The organism is Agrobacterium sp. 10MFCol1.1, assembly GCF_000381165.1.
Lineage (GTDB): Bacteria > Pseudomonadota > Alphaproteobacteria > Rhizobiales > Rhizobiaceae > Agrobacterium > Agrobacterium tumefaciens.
In genome coordinates this window covers 246,902-267,544 of the sequence record NZ_KB906072.1, presented here as the reverse complement: position 1 = coordinate 267,544, position 20,643 = coordinate 246,902, and the positions used below count along the sequence as shown (strand labels likewise).

General features: G+C 60.9%; 21 protein-coding genes. 7 read left to right on the top strand and 14 right to left on the bottom strand.

Annotation, left to right across the window (positions count from 1 at the left end; all coding sequences use genetic code 11):
• Positions 1–95 precede the first annotated feature (95 nt).
• Positions 96–1,091, bottom strand: coding sequence for a transporter (locus tag F617_RS0101460; RefSeq protein ID WP_003511722.1), 996 nt, complete (start codon positions 1,089–1,091; stop codon positions 96–98).
• Between the two features lie 223 nt (positions 1,092–1,314).
• On the opposite strand from F617_RS0101460, the gene F617_RS0101455 reads away from it, so the two are divergent.
• The 3 genes from F617_RS0101455 (at position 1,315) to F617_RS0101445 (ending at position 4,273) form a co-directional block, all read left to right on the top strand.
• A complete protein-coding gene (locus tag F617_RS0101455) occupies positions 1,315–3,099 on the top strand; it encodes an acyl-CoA dehydrogenase (RefSeq protein ID WP_019564208.1) in 1,785 nt (594 codons plus the stop codon).
• A 10-nt stretch (positions 3,100–3,109) separates the two neighbouring features.
• The gene (locus F617_RS0101450; protein ID WP_019564207.1) at positions 3,110–3,868 is read left to right on the top strand and encodes a crotonase/enoyl-CoA hydratase family protein; all 759 of its coding nucleotides are present in this window, start codon (positions 3,110–3,112) and stop codon (positions 3,866–3,868) included.
• 90 nt (positions 3,869–3,958) lie between these two features.
• Positions 3,959–4,273: a hypothetical protein gene (locus F617_RS0101445; protein WP_003511727.1), complete on the top strand. Its 315-nt coding sequence runs from the start codon at positions 3,959–3,961 to the stop codon at positions 4,271–4,273.
• Here the strand turns inward: F617_RS0101445 and F617_RS0101440 are convergent, their stop codons facing one another.
• A complete protein-coding gene (locus F617_RS0101440; protein ID WP_019564206.1) occupies positions 4,274–5,524 on the bottom strand; it encodes a class I SAM-dependent RNA methyltransferase in 1,251 nt (416 codons plus the stop codon).
• On the bottom strand, positions 5,521–6,273 hold the full coding sequence (locus F617_RS0101435) for a TlyA family RNA methyltransferase (protein ID WP_019564205.1): 753 nt from the start codon (positions 6,271–6,273) through the stop codon (positions 5,521–5,523). Before F617_RS0101435 ends, F617_RS0101440 begins: the two co-directional genes overlap by 4 nt.
• Before the next feature lie 276 nt (positions 6,274–6,549).
• Here F617_RS0101435 and F617_RS0101430 point away from each other — a divergent pair, with 276 nt between their 5' ends.
• The gene (locus F617_RS0101430) at positions 6,550–8,571 is read left to right on the top strand and encodes a methyl-accepting chemotaxis protein (RefSeq protein WP_019564204.1); all 2,022 of its coding nucleotides are present in this window, start codon (positions 6,550–6,552) and stop codon (positions 8,569–8,571) included.
• A gap of 126 nt (positions 8,572–8,697) precedes the next feature.
• Positions 8,698–9,081: an ACT domain-containing protein gene (locus F617_RS0101425; protein WP_026330614.1), complete on the top strand. Its 384-nt coding sequence runs from the start codon at positions 8,698–8,700 to the stop codon at positions 9,079–9,081.
• Between the two features lie 54 nt (positions 9,082–9,135).
• On the opposite strand, the gene F617_RS0101420 is transcribed toward F617_RS0101425, so the two are convergent.
• Together F617_RS0101420 and F617_RS0101415 are read right to left on the bottom strand one after the other, a co-directional pair.
• The gene (locus tag F617_RS0101420; protein WP_013635594.1) at positions 9,136–9,444 is read right to left on the bottom strand and encodes a putative quinol monooxygenase; all 309 of its coding nucleotides are present in this window, start codon (positions 9,442–9,444) and stop codon (positions 9,136–9,138) included.
• A gap of 6 nt (positions 9,445–9,450) precedes the next feature.
• A complete protein-coding gene (locus F617_RS0101415; RefSeq protein ID WP_019564202.1) occupies positions 9,451–10,248 on the bottom strand; it encodes a helix-turn-helix domain-containing protein in 798 nt (265 codons plus the stop codon).
• A gap of 107 nt (positions 10,249–10,355) precedes the next feature.
• Here F617_RS0101415 and F617_RS0101405 point away from each other — a divergent pair, with 107 nt between their 5' ends.
• Positions 10,356–10,718: a nuclear transport factor 2 family protein gene (locus tag F617_RS0101405; RefSeq protein ID WP_019564201.1), complete on the top strand. Its 363-nt coding sequence runs from the start codon at positions 10,356–10,358 to the stop codon at positions 10,716–10,718.
• A gap of 41 nt (positions 10,719–10,759) precedes the next feature.
• Here F617_RS0101405 and dxs read toward each other — a convergent pair whose 3' ends face one another.
• The 7 genes from dxs to F617_RS0101370 form a co-directional block, all read right to left on the bottom strand.
• Positions 10,760–12,679, bottom strand: a complete 1,920-nt coding sequence (dxs, locus tag F617_RS0101400; RefSeq protein ID WP_026330613.1) for a 1-deoxy-D-xylulose-5-phosphate synthase — start codon at positions 12,677–12,679, stop codon at positions 10,760–10,762.
• Positions 12,680–12,777: 98 nt separating this feature from the next.
• Entirely contained in the window at positions 12,778–13,701 is a 924-nt protein-coding gene (locus F617_RS0101395; protein WP_019564199.1) for a pirin family protein, read from the bottom strand.
• A gap of 102 nt (positions 13,702–13,803) precedes the next feature.
• A complete protein-coding gene (locus F617_RS0101390) occupies positions 13,804–14,058 on the bottom strand; it encodes an exodeoxyribonuclease VII small subunit (RefSeq protein ID WP_003503059.1) in 255 nt (84 codons plus the stop codon).
• 2 nt (positions 14,059–14,060) lie between these two features.
• On the bottom strand, positions 14,061–14,996 hold the full coding sequence (locus F617_RS0101385) for a histone deacetylase family protein (RefSeq protein ID WP_003511750.1): 936 nt from the start codon (positions 14,994–14,996) through the stop codon (positions 14,061–14,063).
• A gap of 26 nt (positions 14,997–15,022) precedes the next feature.
• Positions 15,023–15,586 carry a biotin transporter BioY gene (locus F617_RS0101380; RefSeq protein WP_019564197.1) on the bottom strand — a complete coding sequence of 188 codons (564 nt, stop codon included), beginning with the start codon at positions 15,584–15,586 and terminating at the stop codon, positions 15,023–15,025.
• Between the two features lie 31 nt (positions 15,587–15,617).
• Positions 15,618–16,223: an energy-coupling factor transporter transmembrane protein EcfT gene (locus tag F617_RS0101375; RefSeq protein WP_013635601.1), complete on the bottom strand. Its 606-nt coding sequence runs from the start codon at positions 16,221–16,223 to the stop codon at positions 15,618–15,620.
• Positions 16,220–16,900: an energy-coupling factor ABC transporter ATP-binding protein gene (locus F617_RS0101370; protein WP_013635602.1), complete on the bottom strand. Its 681-nt coding sequence runs from the start codon at positions 16,898–16,900 to the stop codon at positions 16,220–16,222. The genes F617_RS0101375 and F617_RS0101370 overlap by 4 nt, the downstream gene beginning before the upstream one ends.
• Before the next feature lie 115 nt (positions 16,901–17,015).
• On the opposite strand from F617_RS0101370, the gene F617_RS0101365 reads away from it, so the two are divergent.
• On the top strand, positions 17,016–18,209 hold the full coding sequence (locus tag F617_RS0101365; protein WP_019564196.1) for a winged helix-turn-helix domain-containing protein: 1,194 nt from the start codon (positions 17,016–17,018) through the stop codon (positions 18,207–18,209).
• A 168-nt stretch (positions 18,210–18,377) separates the two neighbouring features.
• On the opposite strand, the gene ribB is transcribed toward F617_RS0101365, so the two are convergent.
• Both ribB and aroC read right to left on the bottom strand, forming a co-directional pair.
• On the bottom strand, positions 18,378–19,478 hold the full coding sequence (gene ribB / locus F617_RS0101360; protein ID WP_003511757.1) for a 3,4-dihydroxy-2-butanone-4-phosphate synthase: 1,101 nt from the start codon (positions 19,476–19,478) through the stop codon (positions 18,378–18,380).
• A gap of 12 nt (positions 19,479–19,490) precedes the next feature.
• Entirely contained in the window at positions 19,491–20,588 is a 1,098-nt protein-coding gene (aroC, locus tag F617_RS0101355; protein ID WP_003511758.1) for a chorismate synthase, read from the bottom strand.
• Between the last annotated feature and the right edge of the window lie 55 nt (positions 20,589–20,643).

Here is a 20,643-nt window from a genome sequence, read left to right as displayed (position 1 = left end):
CTCCGTCACTCCGGCCTTCATCCGGCAAGACGGAGTAGCGATTGACCAGCCTGATAGTTATTACGAGCCGCCCGGATACGGGCGGCTTTTTGTTTTCACAGAATGCGCGCCCGCTTCAGCACGAACCAGGCAAGCATAACCGAAATCACGATGAAGATGCTGGCCGCCATCGTGCCGCCGGTGCCGACCGTAAATGGCAACTCATCCGTGTTCATGCCGAAGAAGCCGGTGACCAGCGATGGCGGCAGCAGGAATGCCGTCATCAGCGACAGGATATAAAGATGCCGGTTGGTTTCGGACGAGAGCTTGGAATCGATTTCCTCGTGCAGCAGCCTTGCGCGTTCCTGGAGGGCGTAGACATCGTGATCGACGGCCTCGAGGCGGCCCATCAGCCGCGAGGCGACATCCTCGAAACCGTCAGGCATTTCGTCCTCATCGGCGGCAGACGCCCGCCGCATCAGGGTGAGCACCGTGCGCAGATGCCGGTGGAGGCGAACGACCGTGCGCCTGAGCGGCGCAAGCCGCCGCCGCTCGTCGCGGTTTTCACTGTCATAGACCAGGTCCTCGATGGCATTCAGCTCTTCGGTCGTTTCCATCACCAGGCTGATCAGCGAACGCTGGAACTCCGCGACGAGGCCTTCGAAGACATGGGCCGGCGTGAGGTAGCGGTTGGAATTCTTGTCGACTGCCGCTTTCAGCCGGTCCACTGAGCGCAACGGTTGCAGACGGGTGGTAATGATGAAACGGTCGCTGACCGCGAAATGCAGCCAACCAAAATCACGCGTTTCCTGATCGAACTCGCGCTGGAAATCGACCAGCGTCCCATAAAGTGACTTTTCATCCACCGTGATGGACGGATGGGTTTCATGGGTGGTGAGGCTTGCCAGCGCTGCCGGATCGAGACCATCGATCGTTTCGAGAAAGCCCGCCACCCGCTGATCCGCGAGATTGAGGTGCAGCCAGAAGAAGCCCTCGCATTGCGCCATCTCGCCAAAGCCCGCATCGGGCGCAAGCCGCCGGCATGGCGCCGTTCCGGGGTGGAATTGATAGGCCCAGACAAGGCCGGGGATAGCGGGCGTTATGAGATCCATCGTGGCAGTCCTGACCGGCGGAATGGGAGGGGAGGCGTCCGTCGCCCCAAAACGGAAACGGCAGCGGTGGCACGGCACCTGTCAGCGCATGCTGAGCAAATTCATATGACAGTTTTATAACAATCCCGCTGAAAAGGCGGGAATTTTCAAATTGACGTTTACGTAAAAATCATTTAGCCCGAAAGCAACAGCACGATAGGCAAGAGCTTCGGGAGGAGGCAGCATGTATACCGCGCCGGTGGATGATATCGCCTTTACACTCAAACATGTGGCGGGTCTGCAAGACGCGTTGTCCAGGGGTGCTCTGGGAGACCTCGGTGAAGATGTGGTCGATGCCATATTACAGGAGGCCGGTCGTTTCGCCACCGAGCAGGTCGCGCCGCTTGCCGATATAGGCGACCGACAGGGCGCGCGGCTGAGCGACGGCAAGGTCTCAACGCCGGACGGCTGGGCCGATCTTTACCGGCGCTGGGCTGAGGCCGGCTGGAACAGCCTCACCGCACCGGAAGAATTCGGCGGCCAGAACCTGCCGCATATGCTGAATGTCGCCGCACTCGAAATGTGGAATTCCGGTTCCATGGCTTTCGCGCTTGCGCCGACGCTCACCATGGGCGCGGTGGAAGCTCTCGTTGCCCACGGTAGCAACGACCTGAAGCGCATCTATCTTCCCAAACTCGTCTCCGGCGAATGGACCGGCACGATGAACCTCACCGAACCGCATGCGGGATCGGACCTTGGCGTGCTGAAAACCCGTGCCGAGCGTAATGGTGACGGCACCTACCGCATTTTCGGGCAGAAGATTTTCATCACCTGGGGCGAACATGACGCCGCGGACAATATCATCCACCTGGTTCTTGCCCGCCTGCCGGATGCGCCGGCCGGCACGCGCGGAATTTCGCTGTTCCTCGTGCCGAAATTCCTGCCCGAAGACGATGGCACGCCGGGCAGTCGCAACGACGTCTTCTGCCATTCGCTGGAGCACAAGCTCGGCATTCACGGTTCGCCCACCTGCACGATGATCTTCGGGGACGGAAAGTTTGGCGAAGAGAAGGGTGCCTTGGGCTGGCTGATCGGCGAGGAGAACAAGGGTCTCGCCTGCATGTTCACCATGATGAACAACGCCCGCCTTGCCGTTGGCATGCAGGGCGTGGCGATCTGCGAAGCGGCGACACAGAAGGCAATCGAATACGCCAGGGAACGCACGCAGGGCAAGGCGCCCGGCTGGCAGGGTTCGGGCATGAGCCCTATCATCGAGCATCCCGATATCGCCCGTACGCTGTTGACGATGAAAGCGCTGACGCAAGGGGCGCGCGCCATCTCCTTCAACTGCGCCCACGCCATCGATATGGCGCATGCCGCCGAGGACGTGGCTGAACGCGCTCACTGGCAGGAGCGCGCAGCTCTTTTAACGCCAATCGCCAAGTCCTTCTCCACCGATGCCGGTGTCGATGTCGCTTCCATGGGCATTCAGGTGCATGGCGGCATGGGTTTCATCGAGGAAACCGGTGCGGCGCGTTACCTGCGCGATGCCCGCATCGCGCCGATCTACGAAGGCACCAACGGCATTCAGGCGATCGACCTGGTGGTGCGCAAGCTGCCGCTTTCCGATGGCGCACAGGTGCGCGGTTTCATCGCAGAATTGCGTGAAATCGTCGCCCGAACTGCTGCCTCGAACCGCAGTGATCTCGGCGAGACTGCCCGTTATCTCGAAACGAGTCTCACCGATCTCGAAACGGCGACCGACTGGTTGCTGGAACGCCTGAAAGCGGGGGAAACCGAAACCGCGCTCGCCGGTGCCACGCCCTATCAGCGCCTCTTCGGGCTGGCGCTCACCGGAGCCTATCTTGCCAAGGGCGCCCTGGCCCAGGTGGATGACGGCAAGGGAGCGCATCGCGCATCGCTCTGCCGGTTTGCGGCGGAAAACCTGCTGGCGGAAACGGCAGCGCTGAGGGATCGCGTCATTGCCGGTGCAGCAAGCCTTGCCGCCGCCCGCGCCGTGCTGGGTTAAGGAGAAAACCATGTCGGACGACCATATTCTCGTCGAGCGGGTCAGTCATGCGCCTGACGTTATGACCATCCGCTTCAACCGGCCGGAAAAGAAAAATGCCATCACCGATGCAATGTATCTGCGCATGGCAGAGGCTCTGAAGGCCGCCAATGCAGACCCGGATATCCGTGTCGTCGCGTTTCTGGGTACGGAAGGTTGCTTTTCCGCCGGCAATGACATGGCCGATTTTCTTGCCTTCGCCATGTCTGGCGCAAAGGGCAAGCTCGCGGTGCTCGATCTTCTGAAGGCGCTGGCAACCTTCGAAAAGCCGCTGGTTTCGGGCGTCGATGGGTTGGCCATCGGCATCGGCACGACGCTGAACCTGCATTGCGATCTGACCGTTGCCTCCAACCGCAGCCTGTTCAAGACGCCGTTTGTGGATCTGGCGCTGGTGCCGGAAGCTGCGTCCAGCCTGCTTGCGCCAAAGCTCATCGGCCATCAGCGGGCCTTTGCCCTGCTGGCCATGGGCGAAGGTTTTACCGCCGAACAGGCCTTGCAGGCCGGAATGATCTGGAAAGTCGTGGCGCCGGAACATGTCGAAAGCGAAACGCTGGCGCTTGCAACGCGGCTTGCCGCCAAGCCGCAGCAGGCGCTGAAGATTGCCCGCGATCTCGTGCGCGGCAATCCGGCGGATGTGCTGGCCCGCATCGATGAGGAAGCCCGCCATTTCACCGCGCAATTGCAGAGTGCCGAGGCGCGGGCTGCTTTCGAGGCATTCATGCGGCGTTAAGCGTTCCGGCAGGAATTCCTTGCGGTTAAGGAACCGGGTAATATGGCTTGGGTTAGATAACGCAACGTCATCCTTCGAAGGCCACCCGCCATGCGTCACTTTGTTTTCGCCCTGACCGTCCTCCTCTCCGCTGCGACTGTCGCAGAGGCGGCGGCGACCGTGCCTTTGCCGGGTTCGAGCAACAACGTCATTCTGGCGCAGTCCACGCAAGACGACAGCCCGAATTATTACTCCGGCAATTCCCGCGATCGCCAGCGCCGCGCGCGTTTCGTTTGCGTCATCACTCCACCGGACAGCGCCAATCGTCGTCGGCCCTATGTCTGCCCCATCGAGCAGGGCCGCGTTGGCGGCGCCTGCCGTTGCTCGGGCGTGGTCGGCAACGGCACGGTCGACACCGCCTGGTGATTATTTCTCCAGCGTCGCCACCGCTTCCACATGCGGCGACCACAAGAACTGGTCGACCGGCGTGACGCGCGTGACGCGATAGCCGCCCTCCACCAGAATGGCGAGGTCGCGCGCAAGCGTCAGCGGATTGCAGCTGACGGCTACGATTTTCTTCACCGCGCTGCGCGCAAGTTCCTTGCACTGGACTTCCGCACCGGCGCGCGGCGGATCGAACACCACGGCATCGTAATTCTTCATTTCGCTCGTCATCAACGGCCGGCGGAAAAGATCACGCTTTTCGATGCTGACGGGTTTCAGGCCCTGCGTGTTGCGCGCGGCGAAATCGAGCGCTTTCAGCGGCTTGTCCTCTGCCTCAACCGCATGCACGCGGCCGACGCGCGCAAGCCGCAGCGCAAACGTGCCGGAACCGCAGAAGAGATCGGCGATGCGTTTGGATTTGCCAACATGGGCAAGCACCAGTTCCGCCATGGCGTCTTCGGCCTGTTTGGTTGCCTGCGTGAAACCGCCGGCCGGTGGGGAAACCGGAATGCCGCCGAATTCGATGATCGGCTTTTGCGGTTCGATCAGGATTTCGCCTGATAGCGCGACACGGGCGATGCCACGCATGGCCAGCACCGTTTCCGTCAATGTGCGCCGCTGTTTGTCGCCGACAGATTTGATGCCTTCGACGGAAATGTCGAGGCCCGAAAGCGTTTCAAGAACGGTCATGCGGAACGGTTCGGCATTCGACGCAAGGGAAAGGCCGATTGCGCGCACGGCGTCCAGCCGCGCGACGATACCGGGCGAGGTGACGGGACATTCCTCGATGGCGACGATGTGATGGCTGTTTGCCTGGCTGAAGCCGAGCAGCAGGCCCTTTTCCGTCTTGCGGGCGGCAAACACCGCGCGGCGGCGCTCGCCGGGGCGACAGATGACGAGATCGTCTACTGGCGGCGTCAGGCCTTTCGATCTCAGCGCCGAAACCACCAGCTCCCGCTTGAAGGCGTGGTAGGGCTGGTCGGCAAAATGCTGCAGCGAACAGCCGCCGCAGGTGCCGTTAACGCCCTCGGGGCCGAAGTGGCGGCACACGGGTTCGCGGCGATCCGTGGAGGCTTCCGCAATCGAGATGATGGTGCCGGTATCCTTGACCTTGGCGATCGCCACCGTTTCGCCGGGCAGGGCGAAGGGCACATAGACCGGGCCGTCGGGACAGTGCGCAATGCCGTCGCCCTGGGCGCCAAGGCTCTTGATGCTGACGGTCTGCGTGCTCATGGCTTTTCGCCTCCGAGAAGAAATTCGATATTGCCATCGCCGCCGGAAATCGGCGAGGGGATGAGACCGAGGCTCTTCCAGCCCATGTCTTCAACGAGCCAGCGTTCCAGTTCGGCAGCAACGGCAGGCGCCGTTTCCGGCTCTTTCAACAGCCCGGCCTTGCTGATGGCATCACGGCCTGCCTCGAATTGCGGCTTGACCAGCAGAACCGCTTGCGCGCCGGAGGCAGCAAGTGCGAGTGCCGGGGCAAGGGCGAGCTTTATGGAGATGAAGGACACGTCGGAGACGATGAAGTCCACGGACCGGTCATCAATGTCGTCGGTTGTCAGGAAGCGCGCATTCAGCCCTTCCAGATTGGTCACGCGCGGATCGTTCTCGATCCGTGGATGCATCTGCCCGTGGCCGACATCGATGGAGGTGACGTGTTTTGCGCCGCGATGAAGCAATACCTCGGTGAAGCCGCCGGTGGAGGCGCCGACGTCGAGGCATTCATGGCCCTTCGGATCGAGCCCGAAGTGATCGAGCGCGGCGGTGAGCTTGAGGGCGGCGCGGGAAACATAGGCCTGCGCCGGATCGGTAATGGCGATCTTGACGTTTCCGGCAACGGTTTGGCTGGGCTTTGTGGCCGTTTTCCCGTTGACGCTCACGGTGCCGCGCGCAATCGCATCGCGCGCACGCGAGCGGCTGGCAAAGTGGCCGAGCGAAACAAGAAGCTGGTCAAGCCGTTCATTTTCAGGTGTTTTGGACATGGTCCCGTGTCAATGACCGCCAAACCCCGCAGATGCAAGCGATTTATCGCGCGCAAGGCTTCGCAACGGCACCATTTGCCGCAGCGCAGGGTCGTTTCGTGGTCTTTAACAGCATATGCGATTAATCCAATATAAAGGCTTGTATTGCACTTTGTCTGCAAGGCCCGTGCGGCCAGTCGGAACCTGCCATGACGGCATCTCCTCCCATTTCCAAAATTGCGACCGTTGCAGCGCAGACGCTTGCTCCGTGGCATCAGGTCGCCGAGAGAGTTTGCGATGTCGCTAAAAAATTTCCCCATCAACATTAAGCTCATTGTCACCTTCTGCGTCTTGATGGGCGTTTGCCTGCTCGCCTCGGCGGTGGTCTTCTGGCAGACGCTGGGGAGCGAGCACGTCACGGTCCAGAACAACAAGGCCAACAAAATCCTGCATGCGGTTGACGGTGCGACGGCCGCAATGCTGGAACAGGCCGTCAACCAGCGCGGCTTTCTGCTGTTTCGCAGCGACAGCACCTACAACGATGTTTTCGCCCAGCGCGATCTGATGCTGAAGAAGCTTGGTGAAGCCCGTGCGCTTGCCGCCGGCCAGCCGGACATTCTGAAATCCATCGATGACATGCAGGCATCCGCCACCGTGTTCTTCAAGGAACTGGCGGAACCGCAGCTTGCCGCCCGCAAGACGACCGAAGCACCGATTTCCGAAATCATCGAGATCGGTCGCAATCAGGCCAAGGGTCAGCTCGACGGTTTCCGCGCCTCCGCCGCCAAGATCAAGGACCAGCTGAACGGCTTGTCGGCAAGCTACGCCGCACAGCAGGACGCTGCCGCACTCAACCTCAAGCTCGCACTTCTGGGTGGCGGCGCGGTTGCCGGTCTTCTGGCCGTGGCCCTCATCTGGGCCCTGTCGCGCTCCATCGTCACGCCGATCGTCGGTATGACGGCGGCTATGAGCAGGCTTGCCGATGGTGACATGACCACGGAAGTTCCGGCTCTCGACCGCAAGGATGAAGTCGGCAAAATGGCGAAGGCCGTTCTCGTCTTCAAGGAAGCCGGGCTGGAAAAATCCCGCCTTGCCGGCGAAACCGAGCGCATGCGATCCGCAACCGAGACCGAGCGCCGCCGCAACGAAGAAGAGAAGGCCCAGGACGAAGCCGCCAACGCCCTTGCGCGTGACGAGCTTGGCAAGGGTCTTTCGGCTCTGGCGGAAGGCGATCTCGCCTACCGTATCGAAACGCCGTTCGCCTCCTATATCGACCCCATCCGTATCGACTTCAACAGCGCTGTCGAAAAGCTGCAGCAGGCCATGCGCGCAGTTGGCGAGAATGCCGCTGCAATCAATGCCGGGGCTTCGGAAATGCTCTCTGCTGCCGACGACCTGTCGCGCCGCACCGAACAGCAGGCCGCTTCCATTGAGGAAACCGCCGCAGCACTGGAAGAAGTCACCACCACGGTGCGTGATAGCGCAAGGGGTGCTGAGGACGCTGGCAATCTGGTTCAGCGCGCCCGCAGCGGAGCGGAAAAATCCGGCATCGTGGTCCGCAAGGCGGTTGCCGCCATGCGCGAGATCGAAAAATCATCAGGCGAAATCGGCAATATCATCGGCGTCATCGACGATATCGCTTTCCAGACCAACCTGCTTGCGCTGAACGCAGGCGTCGAAGCCGCCCGTGCGGGTGATGCGGGCAAGGGGTTTGCCGTCGTCGCGCAGGAAGTGCGTGAACTCGCCCAGCGTTCCGCCAATGCCGCAAAGGAAATCAAGACGCTGATCGGCGCTTCCAGCCAGCAGGTGGAAAACGGCGTCAACCTCGTCGACGAGACCGGCAAGGCGCTCGAACTCATCGTGGCGGAAGTCGAGGAGATCAACACCCATGTCAGCGCCATCGTCGTCGCTGCCCGCGAACAGGCGACTGGTCTGCAAGAAATCAACACGGCCGTGAACACCATGGATCAGGGCACGCAGCAGAATGCCGCAATGGTTGAGCAGCAGACCGCTGCCAGCCATTCGCTCGCCCGTGAAGCGGAAGCGCTCAATAGCCTGCTCGGCCAGTTCAAGGTGGGCGGCGTTCGCGGTGCCGTTGCCGGCGCCGGCGGATATTCTGCTCCTCGCCAGTCCTCGGTGAAGCCTGTCTACCAGTCCGCACCCGCCGCACCAGTCAGAAAAGCCGCAGTGAAGCCTGCCTCCACAACCGCAAGGCCGGTCGCTTCACCCGCCCGCGCCCTTGGCCAAAGCCTCGCCCGCGCCTTTGGCGGCAAAGCGGAAGCGCCGGCTGCCAAGGATCAGGACTGGACGGAGTTCTGATCCTGACGGTCACGATCATCAAGCGTGAATCAGGGGGCTGTGAAGCCCCCTTTTTGTTGCTAGATTTACGGCGCGAGCACTCAACCACGCGTTCTGTCGCAGTTTCCCAACAAAGGTGATTTCGAGATGGCACCTAGCATCAAGTTGAAAGTTCTGGATGGTGCATATGGGGTGGCCCGACTTGAGGCATCTGAAGCCATTCCGGCCTGGGCCGATGGCGGTGGCTTCGTCAGTATCACCCGGACCGATGATGAGCTCTCCATCGTCTGCCGGGAAGATCGTATACCTGGGCATGTCAGATCTGATACGGGTTGGTCCTGTCTAAAGCTACAGGGGCCATTTGCCTTCGATGAAACGGGCATCGTCTTGTCCGTTATCGACCCGCTCTCGACCAATGAGATCGGTATATTCGTGGTTTCGACTTTCGATGGCGACCACCTGCTTGTGAAATCGAACGATCTGGAAAAAGCTTTCGTTCTGCTGAAAAATGCAGGGCATTCGCTCATCTAATATCCATTTCGCAGCGACACTGATGCACTATGCGTTGGTGGGACGATGATAGTCTCACGCGGCGTGATCGGCCCGCATGGGGTGCCAGACGGAAATGTCGCGCGGGGCATCTAGAAGCTCGGGCAAGGCATCGTGCCACGCCTGCCGATAGGGACGATGAACCTGCACGTCGAGGACATCCTGATGATCGCTCCAGGTCTCATGCAGCAGGAAGTGGTTTTCGTTTTCGCCGTCCCGATGCAGGGTTGCGTTCACAAAGGTGTTCTCGTGTCGCATGGCGTCGAGCAGATCATTCAGCAATCCTAGAAAACGTTCGCGCTGATCGGCACGGACCTTGAAGCCGATGAGATAGGTGGTGTGCATGGATAGTTACTCCTTTTTTGTGCCGTTCATCAGGGCGGCGCGGGTCTCGGCGTCGGCCGGGTAGAAACATTCCAGCACCAGCTCGGACAACGTCACATCAGTGGCGGTTCCGAAAACCGTGGTGGTCGAAATGAAGCGCAGCACGCCCCCGGACAACGGATCACTTAGTTCGAGCGGTATCGCCAACGGATCGGGCCCGGCGGAATGCCGTGGAGCTGCGGGCGCGGGATAGGCGGAAAGTTCCGCATGCAGCCGGGAAAGCGTCTCGTCTCCGGTCTCTTCGACTTGGCGGCGTAGGCGATCCAGCAGGTGATGCCGCCATTCGGCAAGATTGACGATGCGTGAACTCAAGCCATCAGGATGAAGGCTCAGCCGCAATACATTGAGGGGCGGGTGAAGCAGGTCTTCGGATATGCCGGCGAGAAGCGATTTGATCGCATCATTGGCAAGCACCAGATTCCAGTGGCGGTCGACGGCAAGTGCCGGGAAGGGCATGTGGCCCTGCACCACGGTTTCGACGGCCTTACGAACGGCCGTCATATCAGGCGCATCCAGTGATCGTTCGGAATGGATCGGCGCATAGCCTGCCGCCAGCATCAGCCGGTTGGCGGCGCGGGCTGGCATGGAAAGCTGCTCTGCCAGCCTCGCCAGCATTTCACGGCTGGGCGATGATCGTCCGCTTTCCACAAAACTCAGATGGCGCGCCGATGTCTCGGCATCGGACGCCAGATCGAGCTGGCTCAATCTGCGGCGCGCCCGCCATTCCTTAAGCACTTGGCCGACATGTTCTTGATGATGTGTCATGCCCCGCAGCCTAGCAGAAGATATCGGCAATGCGATTACCTCGCAGGTAATTGTTCTGCGTCACAGCCCCCGGCATGCTCAGGCCGTCAACCAAAAGGAGCGCAATCATGACGCAACATCTCAAAATCGCCGAAACCTACCTCGCTGTCTGGAACGAGGAGAACGATGAACGCCGCCAGCGCCTCGTCAGCCAAGGCTGGACTGAAATGGCGTGCTATACAGATCCTTTGATGCAGGGTGAGGGGCAGCAGGGGATTGCCGCGATGATCGAGGCGGCGCGGCAGAAATTTCCGGGATATCGCTTTGTGCTCACAGGCACCCCGGATGGCCACGGCAACTTCACCCGTTTTTCATGGCGTCTCATTTCGCCTGACGGAGAAGATGTCGCCGGCGGAACCGATGTCGTCAGCCTAAATGCCGAGGGGCAGATTGAAAATGTCGTCGGTTTTCTCGATGGCGCCGCATCCTGAGGCAGAGGCAGGTCGTCCCGCCTTCTGTCCCGGTAATGCTGTCAGCCGGCGAAACCGACGCCGGCCTGACGCTGGCCGAGCGCATTGAACACGGTGGAAACGATGCCGGCGCGGTCGAGGCCGGCATTGGCATACATGGTCTCGGGCTTGGCCTGCTCCACCCAATGGTCGGGCAGCGTCAGGGTCCGAACCTTCGGGCCATGGTCGAGCAAGCCTGCGCTTGCCATGAAATGCAGCACATGTGCACCGAAACCGCCGACAGAGCCTTCCTCGATTGTCACCAGAACCTCATGATGAGCCGCAAGCTGGCGGATGAGGTCGAGGTCGAGCGGCTTGGCGAAACGCGCATCGGCAACCGTGGTCGAAAGTCCGGCGGCATCGAGGTCTTCGGCAGCCGCCAGGCATTCGGCAAGGCGTGTGCCGAAGGAAAGGAGTGCGACCTTGGTGCCCTCCTTGATGATGCGGCCCTTGCCGATCTGCAAAATCTCACCGCGCGCGGGCATCTCGACGCCCACGCCTTCGCCGCGCGGATAACGGAAGGAAATCGGGCCTTCATCATAGGCTGCGGCTGTGCGAACCATGTGTTTCAGCTCGGCCTCGTCGGACGCCGCCATAACCACCATGCCGGGCAGGGTGGCAAGGAATGTGGTGTCGAAAGAGCCGGCATGGGTCGGTCCGTCTGCGCCGACGAAACCGGCGCGGTCGATGGGGAAGCGCACGGGCAAGCTCTGGATCGCCACATCATGCACCAGCTGGTCGTAACCGCGTTGCAGGAAGGTGGAATAAAGCGCGCAGAACGGCTTGTAACCGTCAGCCGCAAGCCCCGCCGCGAAGGTGACGGCGTGCTGCTCGGCAATGCCGACATCGAAGGTGCGGGCCGGGAAAAGCTCGGCCATCTTGTCCAGCCCGGTACCATTAGGCATGGCGGCGGTGACGCCGATGATCTTGTCGTCGAGGGTCGCTTCCTGGATAAGCGCTTCGGCAAACACGCTGGTATAGCTCGGCGCATTCGGCTTGGCTTTCGCCTGTGCGCCGGTAATGACATCGAACTTGTTGACGCCGTGATATTTGTCCGCTGCCGCTTCTGCTGGCGCATAACCCTTGCCCTTCTGCGTCACCACATGGATGAGAACAGGGCCTTTCTGGTTGTCGCGCACATTGCGCAGCACCGGCAGCAGGTGATCGAAGGAATGACCGTCGATCGGCCCGATGTGATAGAAGCCAAGCTCCTCGAACAGCGTGCCGCCGGTTACGTAACCGCGCGCATGGGTCACGGCGCGGGTAATGGCGCGGTCGATGGTCTTGCCGAGATAGGCGGTGAGTTTCTTGCCGAAATCGCGAAAGCCCATATAGGTGCGGCCGGAGGCGAGCCGCGCGAGATAAGCGCTCATCGCGCCCGTCGGCGGCGCAATCGACATGTCGTTGTCGTTGAGGATGACGATCAGCCGCGCGTCGAGCGCACCGGCATTGTTGAGCGCCTCAAACGCCATGCCCGCAGACATGGAGCCATCACCGATGACGGCGATAACCTTGCGGTCGCTCTGATCCAGCCCCGCAGCCACCGCCATGCCGAGACCGGCGGAAATGGAGGTGGAGGAATGGCCGGCGCCGAAATCGTCATATTCGCTCTCGGCCCGACGCGTGAAACCGGAAAGCCCGCCTTCCTGGCGCAGCGTGCGGATGCGCTCGCGACGGCCGGTCAGGATCTTGTGCGGATAACATTGGTGGCCGACATCGAAGATCAACCGGTCTTCCGGCGTGTTGAACACCTTGTGGATGGCAATCGTCAGCTCCACCACGCCCAGACCGGCACCCAGATGCCCGCCGGTTCTCGACACCGCGTCGATCATCTCGTCGCGCAACTCCCTTGCCAGTTCCGGCAGGTCGCGATCGTCGATCTCCTTGAGATCGGATGGAAAATTCACCCGGTCAAGCAATGGGGTCTGTGGCATTCCGGTCAATCGTTCGGCCTTTTCTCGTGTCAGCGGTGGGCACCAGTGCGTCTTTCATATGGAAAGCCGGCAGTTGAGCCCTGCATGTCGTTCACTTCTATAGAATTTCAACCCTCCGGCAAAGGGACAAACTCTTCTTCGTCGCCGGGAACGATATAGAAGCGTCCGGTTCTCCACTCCTGTTTGGCCTGCTCTATGCGTTCTTTTGATGACGAAACAAAGTTCCACCAGATGTAACGGCGCTGGTTGAGTGCCGCACCGCCGAAGATCATGATGTGACAGCCGCCGCTGCCGCTCTGCAATGTGATGTCGTCGCCGGGCCGGAAGACGAGCAACTGGTCGGCGGCAAAAACGTCACCCGCGACATCCAGAGAGCCGGAAAGAATGTAGATCGCCCGTTCCTCATGGTCGGCGGAGAACGGGAATTTCACACCCGGTTCCAGCGTCAGGTCAACGTAAAGCGTGTCGGTAAAAGCCGAAACGGGGGAAGTGAGGCCTTCGAAATCACCGATAACGACCCGGCCGGATGCGCCCTTGATATCGATCAGAGGCATGTCTTCCCGGGCGGTATGGGAAAAGGCCGGGGCGATTTCCTCCATATGATCGGGGAGGGCAAGCCAGGTCTGCAGGCCGGACATGGAAAGCGGATGGCCGCGCAGGTTTTCCGGCGTGCGCTCCGAATGCACGATTCCGCGCCCCGCCGTCATCAGGTTGATGTCGCCGGGCCGGATGACCAGTTCGGTGCCGAGGCTGTCGCGATGCTTGATTTCGCCGTCAAACAGATAGGTAACGGTGGAAAGCCCGATATGCGGATGCGGCTTGACATCCAGCGCCTCGCCCGCCTTCAGGATGGCCGGACCCATGCGGTCGAAAAAGATGAAGGGGCCGACAAGACGCCGCTGCCGCGTCGGCAGCGCCCGCCGCACTGCGAAGCCGCCAATATCGCTGGTGCGCGGAATGATGAGGTTTTCGATGGCGTCGCAGGCGAAAGCATCACCCGCGACAGGATCGTTGCCGGGAAAGAAGGACATCCGAAGCTCCTCGTATCGTTACACGCAAGCTTACCACGAACGATACGACGTGGGAGCGCCGTAATGTTGAACGCTGTGTCGCCCCCGTTCAACAGGACGTGTTTATTCCCCGTCCAGCGGCTCCACGCCCTGCGGTTTTCCGGCGCGGTCGAGACGGATCTTCTCGATACGCTTTTCGGCGGCGTTCAACAGCGTCTCGCAATGTTTTTTCAGGGCTTCGCCGCGCTCGTAGATGGCGATCGACTCGTCCAGCGCCACGTCTCCGCGCTCCAGGCGTGCGACAATGCTTTCCAGCTCGGCGACGGCCTTTTCGAAGGAATAACCGCTGACATCGGCTGTGTTGGCATTTTCCGTCATTTTCAACCCTTCATCATTCTCAAAATATGCATGGCCGCCGATTCCGCCAGCCCTTCCAGATCATAACCGCCTTCAAGCAGGCTGACGACCCGGTTCGAGGCGTATTTGTCCGCCATTTCCAGCAGCCGCCCCGTCGCCCAGTCGAAATCCTCGCCCACCAGATTGATCTGCGCAAGCGGATCGCGGTGATGCGCGTCGAAACCGGCGGAGATGATGATGAGATCGGGCGAAAAATCGGCAATCGCCGGCAGGACTCGGGATTTGAACGCCTCGCGAAAATACTCGCTGCCGGTATTGGGGGAAAGTGGCGCGTTGACGACATTGTTCTTCACGCCGGTTTCGTTTTTATCGCCGCTCCACGGGTAAAGCGGCATCTGGTGGGTGGAACAGAACAGCACTGACGTGTCGTTCCAGAAGATATCCTGCGTACCGTTGCCGTGATGCACGTCCCAGTCGATGATGGCGACGCGCTCTGCGCCGTGCACCTTCTGGGCGTGACGGGCGGCGATTGCCGCATTGTTGAAGAGACAGAACCCCATGGCCTTTGCGGTTTCCGCATGGTGGCCGGGCGGGCGGGACGCAACGAAGACGTTGTCGGCGGCACCCGTAAACACGTCATCTACCGCCACCATAGCAGCGCCTATACCGGTCAGCGCCGCCTGCAGGCTTTTCGGCGAGACATAGGTGTCGGCCTCGACGCGGTTGATCTCGCCATCTTCCTCGGGAATCTGGCGCATGACGGACAGCAGATGCTCCTCCGGATGCGCCAGAAGCACGGCATCTTCGTTGGCCTGCGGCGCTTGCTTGCGGACCAGCCGCTCGAAATTCGGATGTTCGAGCGCAATGTTCAGAGATCGCAGCCGATCCGGCCGCTCGGGATGGCCTTCCGGCGTGATGTGTTCAAGGAAGATCGGATGTTCGTAAAGACGGGTCGCCATTCTCTAATCCTCCCGAAATAAGCTGATCAAGCGCGCTGCGGCAAAAGCGGATAGCCGACCATCACAGCGCGGCCGGCAAGTGCGGCAAGCACGGCCTTCAACGCATCACCGGGAATGAAGGCGAGCGAACCCATGAACGCCTTTTCAAACCCGAGCCCGACCACCAGCGCCAGATAGGAGATGCCGAAGGCATAAAGCACGACCACGCCGCCGACGAGGCTGGCGATGAAGAAACCGATACCCTGCGTCAGAGCCGACTGGCCGCGATTGACGAGTTTTTCCGAGAGCGTGCCGGTGACGAAAGCGGCAGCAATCCAGCCGATCAGGAAGCCCGTGGTCGGCGTGGTGAAGATGGAAAGGCCGCCGCGTCCGCCTGAGAGGACTGGCAGGCCGATGGCGGCGATGAGGATGGTCAGAAGAACCGCGAGCGTGCCGCGTTTCGCCCCCAGCACGACACCGGCCAGCATGACGCCAAGTGACTGCGCGGTGATGGGCACCGGAATGAAACCAAGCGTGATCGGCGGCAAAAGTCCGAGTGCGATGATGATGGCGGAAAACAGCGAGATCAGCACAAGGTCGCGGGTCGTCATGGCTCGGGAACTCCGGATGGTTGTTTTGCCGTCAGCTTTGGCCTCTGAAACCGCGCGCGTCAATGGCGTCGGCAATGGCATCCGCATCCTTCAACGTCATAATGACGAGCGGCACGATGATCGTGGCCAGCCGAACGGGGAGGCCGCGCGCGCGGTGGGCATCGCGCACGGCATGGTAACGGTTGACGATCTCCGGCACGAACCGCACGACGAGCCCGACCGCGAGCCCGATATCGGCCGCCTTGACCAGCCCCAGCCTCTCCAGCGGGGCGGCGGCAAGCGCGATTTCGTCCATGAATTGCGAAATGCTGACGGTGATGGTGACGGCGGTGGCGAGAAGCGCCAGTGCAGTCAGCCGCAAAAGATTGACACTCGCATCGTGTACCGGAAGCAGCAGATAGCTGAAGGCGGCAACGAGGAGAATGGTCAGCATCACCGGGCGTAGCCGCAGGCCGATCTCGCGGAATTGCAGCCGTGTCTCGCGCAGAATGGCGGCGGCCACAACGACGGCGCATCCCAGCAAAAGTAGATCGCGGGTGAGAAACAGCGCAATGCTGAAAACCATCAGCGTCACGAGCTTGAGGCGCGGTGAGACGCGGTAGAGCCAGCCCGTGCCTTCGACATGAAGGGACTTCATCGCGACGCAACCTCCAGATAACGTGCCACCGCCTCTTCGGGGTTGGCGTCTGCAACAAGCTCGCCTTCGTGAAAAACCAGTACGCGATCGAAGCCGGAAAGCAGCGGCAGATCGTGGGTGATGACGACAAGCGCCTGCGACAGCGCAGCCATTGTCTTTTCAACGATCGCGCGGTTTTTGAGGTCGAGCTGATTGGTCGGTTCATCGAGAATGAGGATTTGCGGTTCAGTGACCAGCAGGGCGGCCAGCGCCGCCAGCTGCAATTCGCCGCCGGAAAGCTCGTGCGCGCGCCGTTCTTCCAGATGAGCGATACCGAGCCGGGCAAGCACGGCCTTGACCCGCGTTTCTGTCTCCGTCTTGCCGATACCGAGTCGCTTGAGGCCGAAGGCGACATCGTCGCGTATGATCGGCAGGATGATCTGGTTCTGCGGATTCTGGAAGATGAAACCGACTGCCTGCAATACCGCTCTCGCATCTTTGACGGTGTCGAGACCGTTCACCGACACCTTGCCGCGCGTCGGCTTTGTCAGACCATTGATCAGCCGCGCAAAGGTGGTCTTGCCCGAGCCGTTGAGGCCGATGACGCCGATACGCCGTTCAGTCAATGTCAGGGACACGGGCTGTAAAGCCTGCCTGCCCTCGAAGGCGACGCCTGCGGTGTCGAAACGGATTTCCAAGATTGATGCATCCCTCTATCGCTTTCCGGTTCTATATCGTGTCATCAACAGAAGTGAAACAAAGAACAAAAAAAGAACATTGCAATCCTGAAAAAGCCGTCATACCTTCTGCTTTATGACGATCAAGGTTTCAAACGAAGCGGCAAGGCGGATTTTTTTGGCGCGGCAGGGGCTTTGCTCTCCGCCCGGAAAGGCGCTTTCCAAGGATGGCCTGCTGCAGCTCATTACCGATATCGGTTTCGTGCAGGTGGACAGTATCGGCACGGTGGAGCGCGCCCATCATCAGATAATATTCTCCCGAAACCAGACCTACAGGCGCGAACATCTGACAGCACTGCTGGAAAAGGACCGCGCGCTGTTCGAGCACTGGACGCATGATGCCTCCATCGTGCCGACCGAATTTTACCCCTATTGGAAGCACCGCTTCCGCCGCCGCGAGCCGATCATTCAGGAGCGCTGGCGCAAATGGCATGGTGAGGGGTTCGATGCGGCTTTCGCCGAGACACTGGAGCGCATCGCCGCCACGGGTCCTGTTCTGGCGCGTGAGTTGAAGGAGGAGGGGCATCAGTCCGGCGGCTGGTGGAACTGGCATCCTTCCAAGACCGCACTCGAATATCTGTGGCACACCGGTAAGCTTGCCATATCCGGCCGCGTGAATTTCCAGAAGGTCTATGATCTGGCGGAGCGGGTCATTCCCGGCGAGCACCACGAAAGCGAAGTGGAGCATACGCAATTCGTCGACTGGGCCTGCCGGCAGGCGCTCACCCGGCTGGGTTTTGCCACCCATGGCGAAATCGCCGCCTTTTTTGATCTCGTTACCCCGCAGGAGGCGAGGGACTGGGTCAAGAGCCACCGTGACCAACTGTGCGAGGTCTCGCTTCTCGCGAGCGATGGCGGTGCTGCCCGTCCGTCCTATGCTTTTGCGGATTTCAGCGCCGATGTCGCCAACCTGCCGGAGCCGTCGTCCCGCGTCCGTGTGCTGAGCCCCTTCGATCCGCTGTTGCGCGACCGCAACCGCACGGAGCGGCTGTTTGGCTTCTATTACCGTATCGAGGTCTTCGTACCCGAGCCGAAACGGCAATATGGCTATTACGTCTTCCCGCTTCTGGAAGGCGACCGGCTGATCGGCCGTATCGACATGAAGGCAGACCGCAAGCGCAGCACGCTGGATGTGCGCCGCCTGTGGCTGGAACCGGACGTGCGCGCCTCAGCAGGAAGGCTCGAGAAACTAGACGCGGAATTGTCGCGGCTTGCGAAGTTTACGGGAGTGGAGAGTGTGAATTATCTGGAGGGGTGGCGGGAAGTGTAATTGCGCCTTGAGCCGGCGACTGTTTCTTCCGTCATGCTCGGGCCCGTCCCGAGCATCTGCAACGGAAAATGTATAGGATGCGTCTGCAGATCCTCGGCACAAGACAGAGGATGACGCCGGACGGGAGGAGAGGACGCCAAATCGAAGCGCCCTCGCGACGTCCCTAAATCACCCGATATCCGTTGCCGAAATCTTGATCCCGAAGCCTTCCAGCCCGACATAGTGGCGCTCGCGGGTCGTCATCAGCTTGATCGAGCTGATGCCGAGATCTTTGAGAATCTGCGCGCCGAGGCCGATTTCCAGCCACTCATTTTCGCGGGAGCGGGCCTGTGCGTGCGCTTCGTCGGGATCACGCGCCTTGCGCCGTCCGTCCACCTGGCCGACGCCGACAGAACCTTCGCGTAGATAGACGATGACGCCGCGGCCTTCTTCGGCGATCTTCTGCATATAGTGCTGCACCGGCTGGCGGTCGCCGAACACGTCGTCAGCAACGTTTTCAGGGTGCAGGCGGACGGGAATATCGACGCCATCGCGGATATCGCCGAAAATCACCGCCATATGCTGCATCCGGTCCCATGGCAGGGAGTAGGTATGCGCCTTGGCCGGTCCGAACGGGGTTTGGATGGTGAAGGAGGATTCCATCTCCACCAGCGTTTCCTTGCGCTGGCGATAGGCGATCAGATCGGCGACCGAAACATGCTTCATGCCGTGTTTTTCGGCGAAATCCAGAACCTGCGGACCGCGCATCACGGTGCCATCGTCATTGACCAGCTCGCTGATGACGCCGATGGGCGGCAGGCCGGCGAGCCGGCAGAGATCGACGGCCGCTTCGGTATGGCCGGAACGCATCAGCACGCCGCCTTCGCGGGAAATCAGCGGGAAAATGTGGCCTGGCCGTGTGAAATCCGACGCGCCGACATTCGGGTTGGCGAGATTGCGCACCGTCAAGGTGCGGTCATCCGCCGAAATACCGGTCGTCGTGCCATGCTTGAAATCGACGCTGACGGTGAAGGCGGTGGTGTGGGCGCTGTCGTTCTCCGCCACCATGGCGTTGAGGTTCAGCCTCTTTGCCTCGTCACGCGGCATGGGCGCGCAAACGATGCCGGATGTGTGGCGCACGATCAGCGCCATTTTTTCCGGCGTGCAATGAACCGCCGAAATAATCAGATCGCCTTCGTTTTCACGGTCGTCGTCGTCGGTCACGACAACGATCTCGCCAGCTTCGAAAGCGCGGATAGCGTCGACGACACGTTTCTGATCATAGGCCATTTCGGATTTACCTCACTTCAACCGGCCGGTCTGGCCACGATCTCTCAAATAATGGTCGGCAACGGTGCAGGCCACCATCGCCTCGCCGATCGGCACGGCGCGGATGCCGACGCAGGGGTCGTGGCGGCCCTTGGTGCGCACATCCACATTGCGACCGTCGGTGTCGATGGACTGGCGCTCCGTCAGAATGGAGGAGGTGGGCTTGATGGCGAAGCGGGCGATGACGGGCTCGCCAGTCGCGATGCCGCCCAGAATGCCGCCGGCATGGTTCGACAGGAAAATCGGTTTGCCGTCATTGCCCATGCGCATCTCGTCGGCATTCTCCTCGCCGGAAAGCTCGGCCGAGGCAAATCCCTCGCCAATCTCCACGCCCTTGACGGCGTTGATCGACATCAGGCTGGAGGCAATATCCTGATCGAGCTTGGCGTAGATCGGCGCGCCGATGCCGGCCGGAACACCTTCCGCCACGACTTCGACGACCGCGCCGATCGACGATCCCGCCTTGCGGATGCCGTCAAGATATTCTTCCCACACCGGCACCATGGCCGGATCGGGGCAGAAGAATGGGTTCTGATCGACCTGGTCCCAATCCCAATTGTCACGGTTGATCTTGTGTTTGCCGATCTGCACCAGCGCACCGCGCACGTTGAGGCTCGGTACCACCTTGCGGGCGATTGCGCCTGCGGCAACACGCGCCGCCGTCTCGCGGGCGGAAGAGCGTCCGCCGCCGCGATAATCGCGAATGCCGTATTTCAGGTCATAGGTGAAGTCGGCATGGCCGGGGCGGAAGCTGCGGGCAATCTCGCCGTAATCCTTGGAGCGCTGGTCGGTATTTTCGATCAGCATGGAGATCGGCGTGCCGGTGGTTATCATCGTCTCGCCGTCCTCATCCAGCATCACGCCGGACAGGACTTTGACAATGTCATCTTCACGGCGCTGGGTGACGAAGCGGCTTTGGCCGGGCTTGCGCTTGTCCATCCAGTGCTGCACCTCGGCAAGCGTGAAGCGAATACCGGGCGGGCAGCCGTCCACCACGCAGCCCAAAGCGGGCCCATGGCTTTCGCCCCAGGTGGTAACGCGAAAAAGATGACCGAAGCTGTTATGCGACATATTTCTCTAGACCGGAAAACGAGGGCGCGCCTGCGGACAGGGGCCGTTTAAAACA

Excerpts from the sequence above, each read along its gene's own strand:
- F617_RS0101460 (WP_003511722.1), bottom strand. The coding sequence starts at position 1,091 with ATGGATCTCATAACGCCCGCTATCCCCGGCCTTGTCTGGGCCTATCAA.
- F617_RS0101455 (WP_019564208.1), top strand. The coding sequence starts at position 1,315 with ATGTATACCGCGCCGGTGGATGATATCGCCTTTACACTCAAACATGTG.
- F617_RS0101450 (WP_019564207.1), top strand. The coding sequence starts at position 3,110 with ATGTCGGACGACCATATTCTCGTCGAGCGGGTCAGTCATGCGCCTGAC.
- F617_RS0101445 (WP_003511727.1), top strand. The coding sequence starts at position 3,959 with ATGCGTCACTTTGTTTTCGCCCTGACCGTCCTCCTCTCCGCTGCGACT.
- F617_RS0101440 (WP_019564206.1), bottom strand. The coding sequence starts at position 5,524 with ATGAGCACGCAGACCGTCAGCATCAAGAGCCTTGGCGCCCAGGGCGAC.
- F617_RS0101435 (WP_019564205.1), bottom strand. The coding sequence starts at position 6,273 with ATGTCCAAAACACCTGAAAATGAACGGCTTGACCAGCTTCTTGTTTCG.
- F617_RS0101430 (WP_019564204.1), top strand. The coding sequence starts at position 6,550 with ATGTCGCTAAAAAATTTCCCCATCAACATTAAGCTCATTGTCACCTTC.
- F617_RS0101425 (WP_026330614.1), top strand. The coding sequence starts at position 8,698 with ATGGCACCTAGCATCAAGTTGAAAGTTCTGGATGGTGCATATGGGGTG.
- F617_RS0101420 (WP_013635594.1), bottom strand. The coding sequence starts at position 9,444 with ATGCACACCACCTATCTCATCGGCTTCAAGGTCCGTGCCGATCAGCGC.
- F617_RS0101415 (WP_019564202.1), bottom strand. The coding sequence starts at position 10,248 with ATGACACATCATCAAGAACATGTCGGCCAAGTGCTTAAGGAATGGCGG.
- F617_RS0101405 (WP_019564201.1), top strand. The coding sequence starts at position 10,356 with ATGACGCAACATCTCAAAATCGCCGAAACCTACCTCGCTGTCTGGAAC.
- F617_RS0101395 (WP_019564199.1), bottom strand. The coding sequence starts at position 13,701 with ATGTCCTTCTTTCCCGGCAACGATCCTGTCGCGGGTGATGCTTTCGCC.
- F617_RS0101390 (WP_003503059.1), bottom strand. The coding sequence starts at position 14,058 with ATGACGGAAAATGCCAACACAGCCGATGTCAGCGGTTATTCCTTCGAA.
- F617_RS0101385 (WP_003511750.1), bottom strand. The coding sequence starts at position 14,996 with ATGGCGACCCGTCTTTACGAACATCCGATCTTCCTTGAACACATCACG.
- F617_RS0101380 (WP_019564197.1), bottom strand. The coding sequence starts at position 15,586 with ATGACGACCCGCGACCTTGTGCTGATCTCGCTGTTTTCCGCCATCATC.
- F617_RS0101375 (WP_013635601.1), bottom strand. The coding sequence starts at position 16,223 with ATGAAGTCCCTTCATGTCGAAGGCACGGGCTGGCTCTACCGCGTCTCA.
- F617_RS0101365 (WP_019564196.1), top strand. The coding sequence starts at position 17,016 with ATGACGATCAAGGTTTCAAACGAAGCGGCAAGGCGGATTTTTTTGGCG.
- ribB (WP_003511757.1), bottom strand. The coding sequence starts at position 19,478 with ATGGCCTATGATCAGAAACGTGTCGTCGACGCTATCCGCGCTTTCGAA.
- aroC (WP_003511758.1), bottom strand. The coding sequence starts at position 20,588 with ATGTCGCATAACAGCTTCGGTCATCTTTTTCGCGTTACCACCTGGGGC.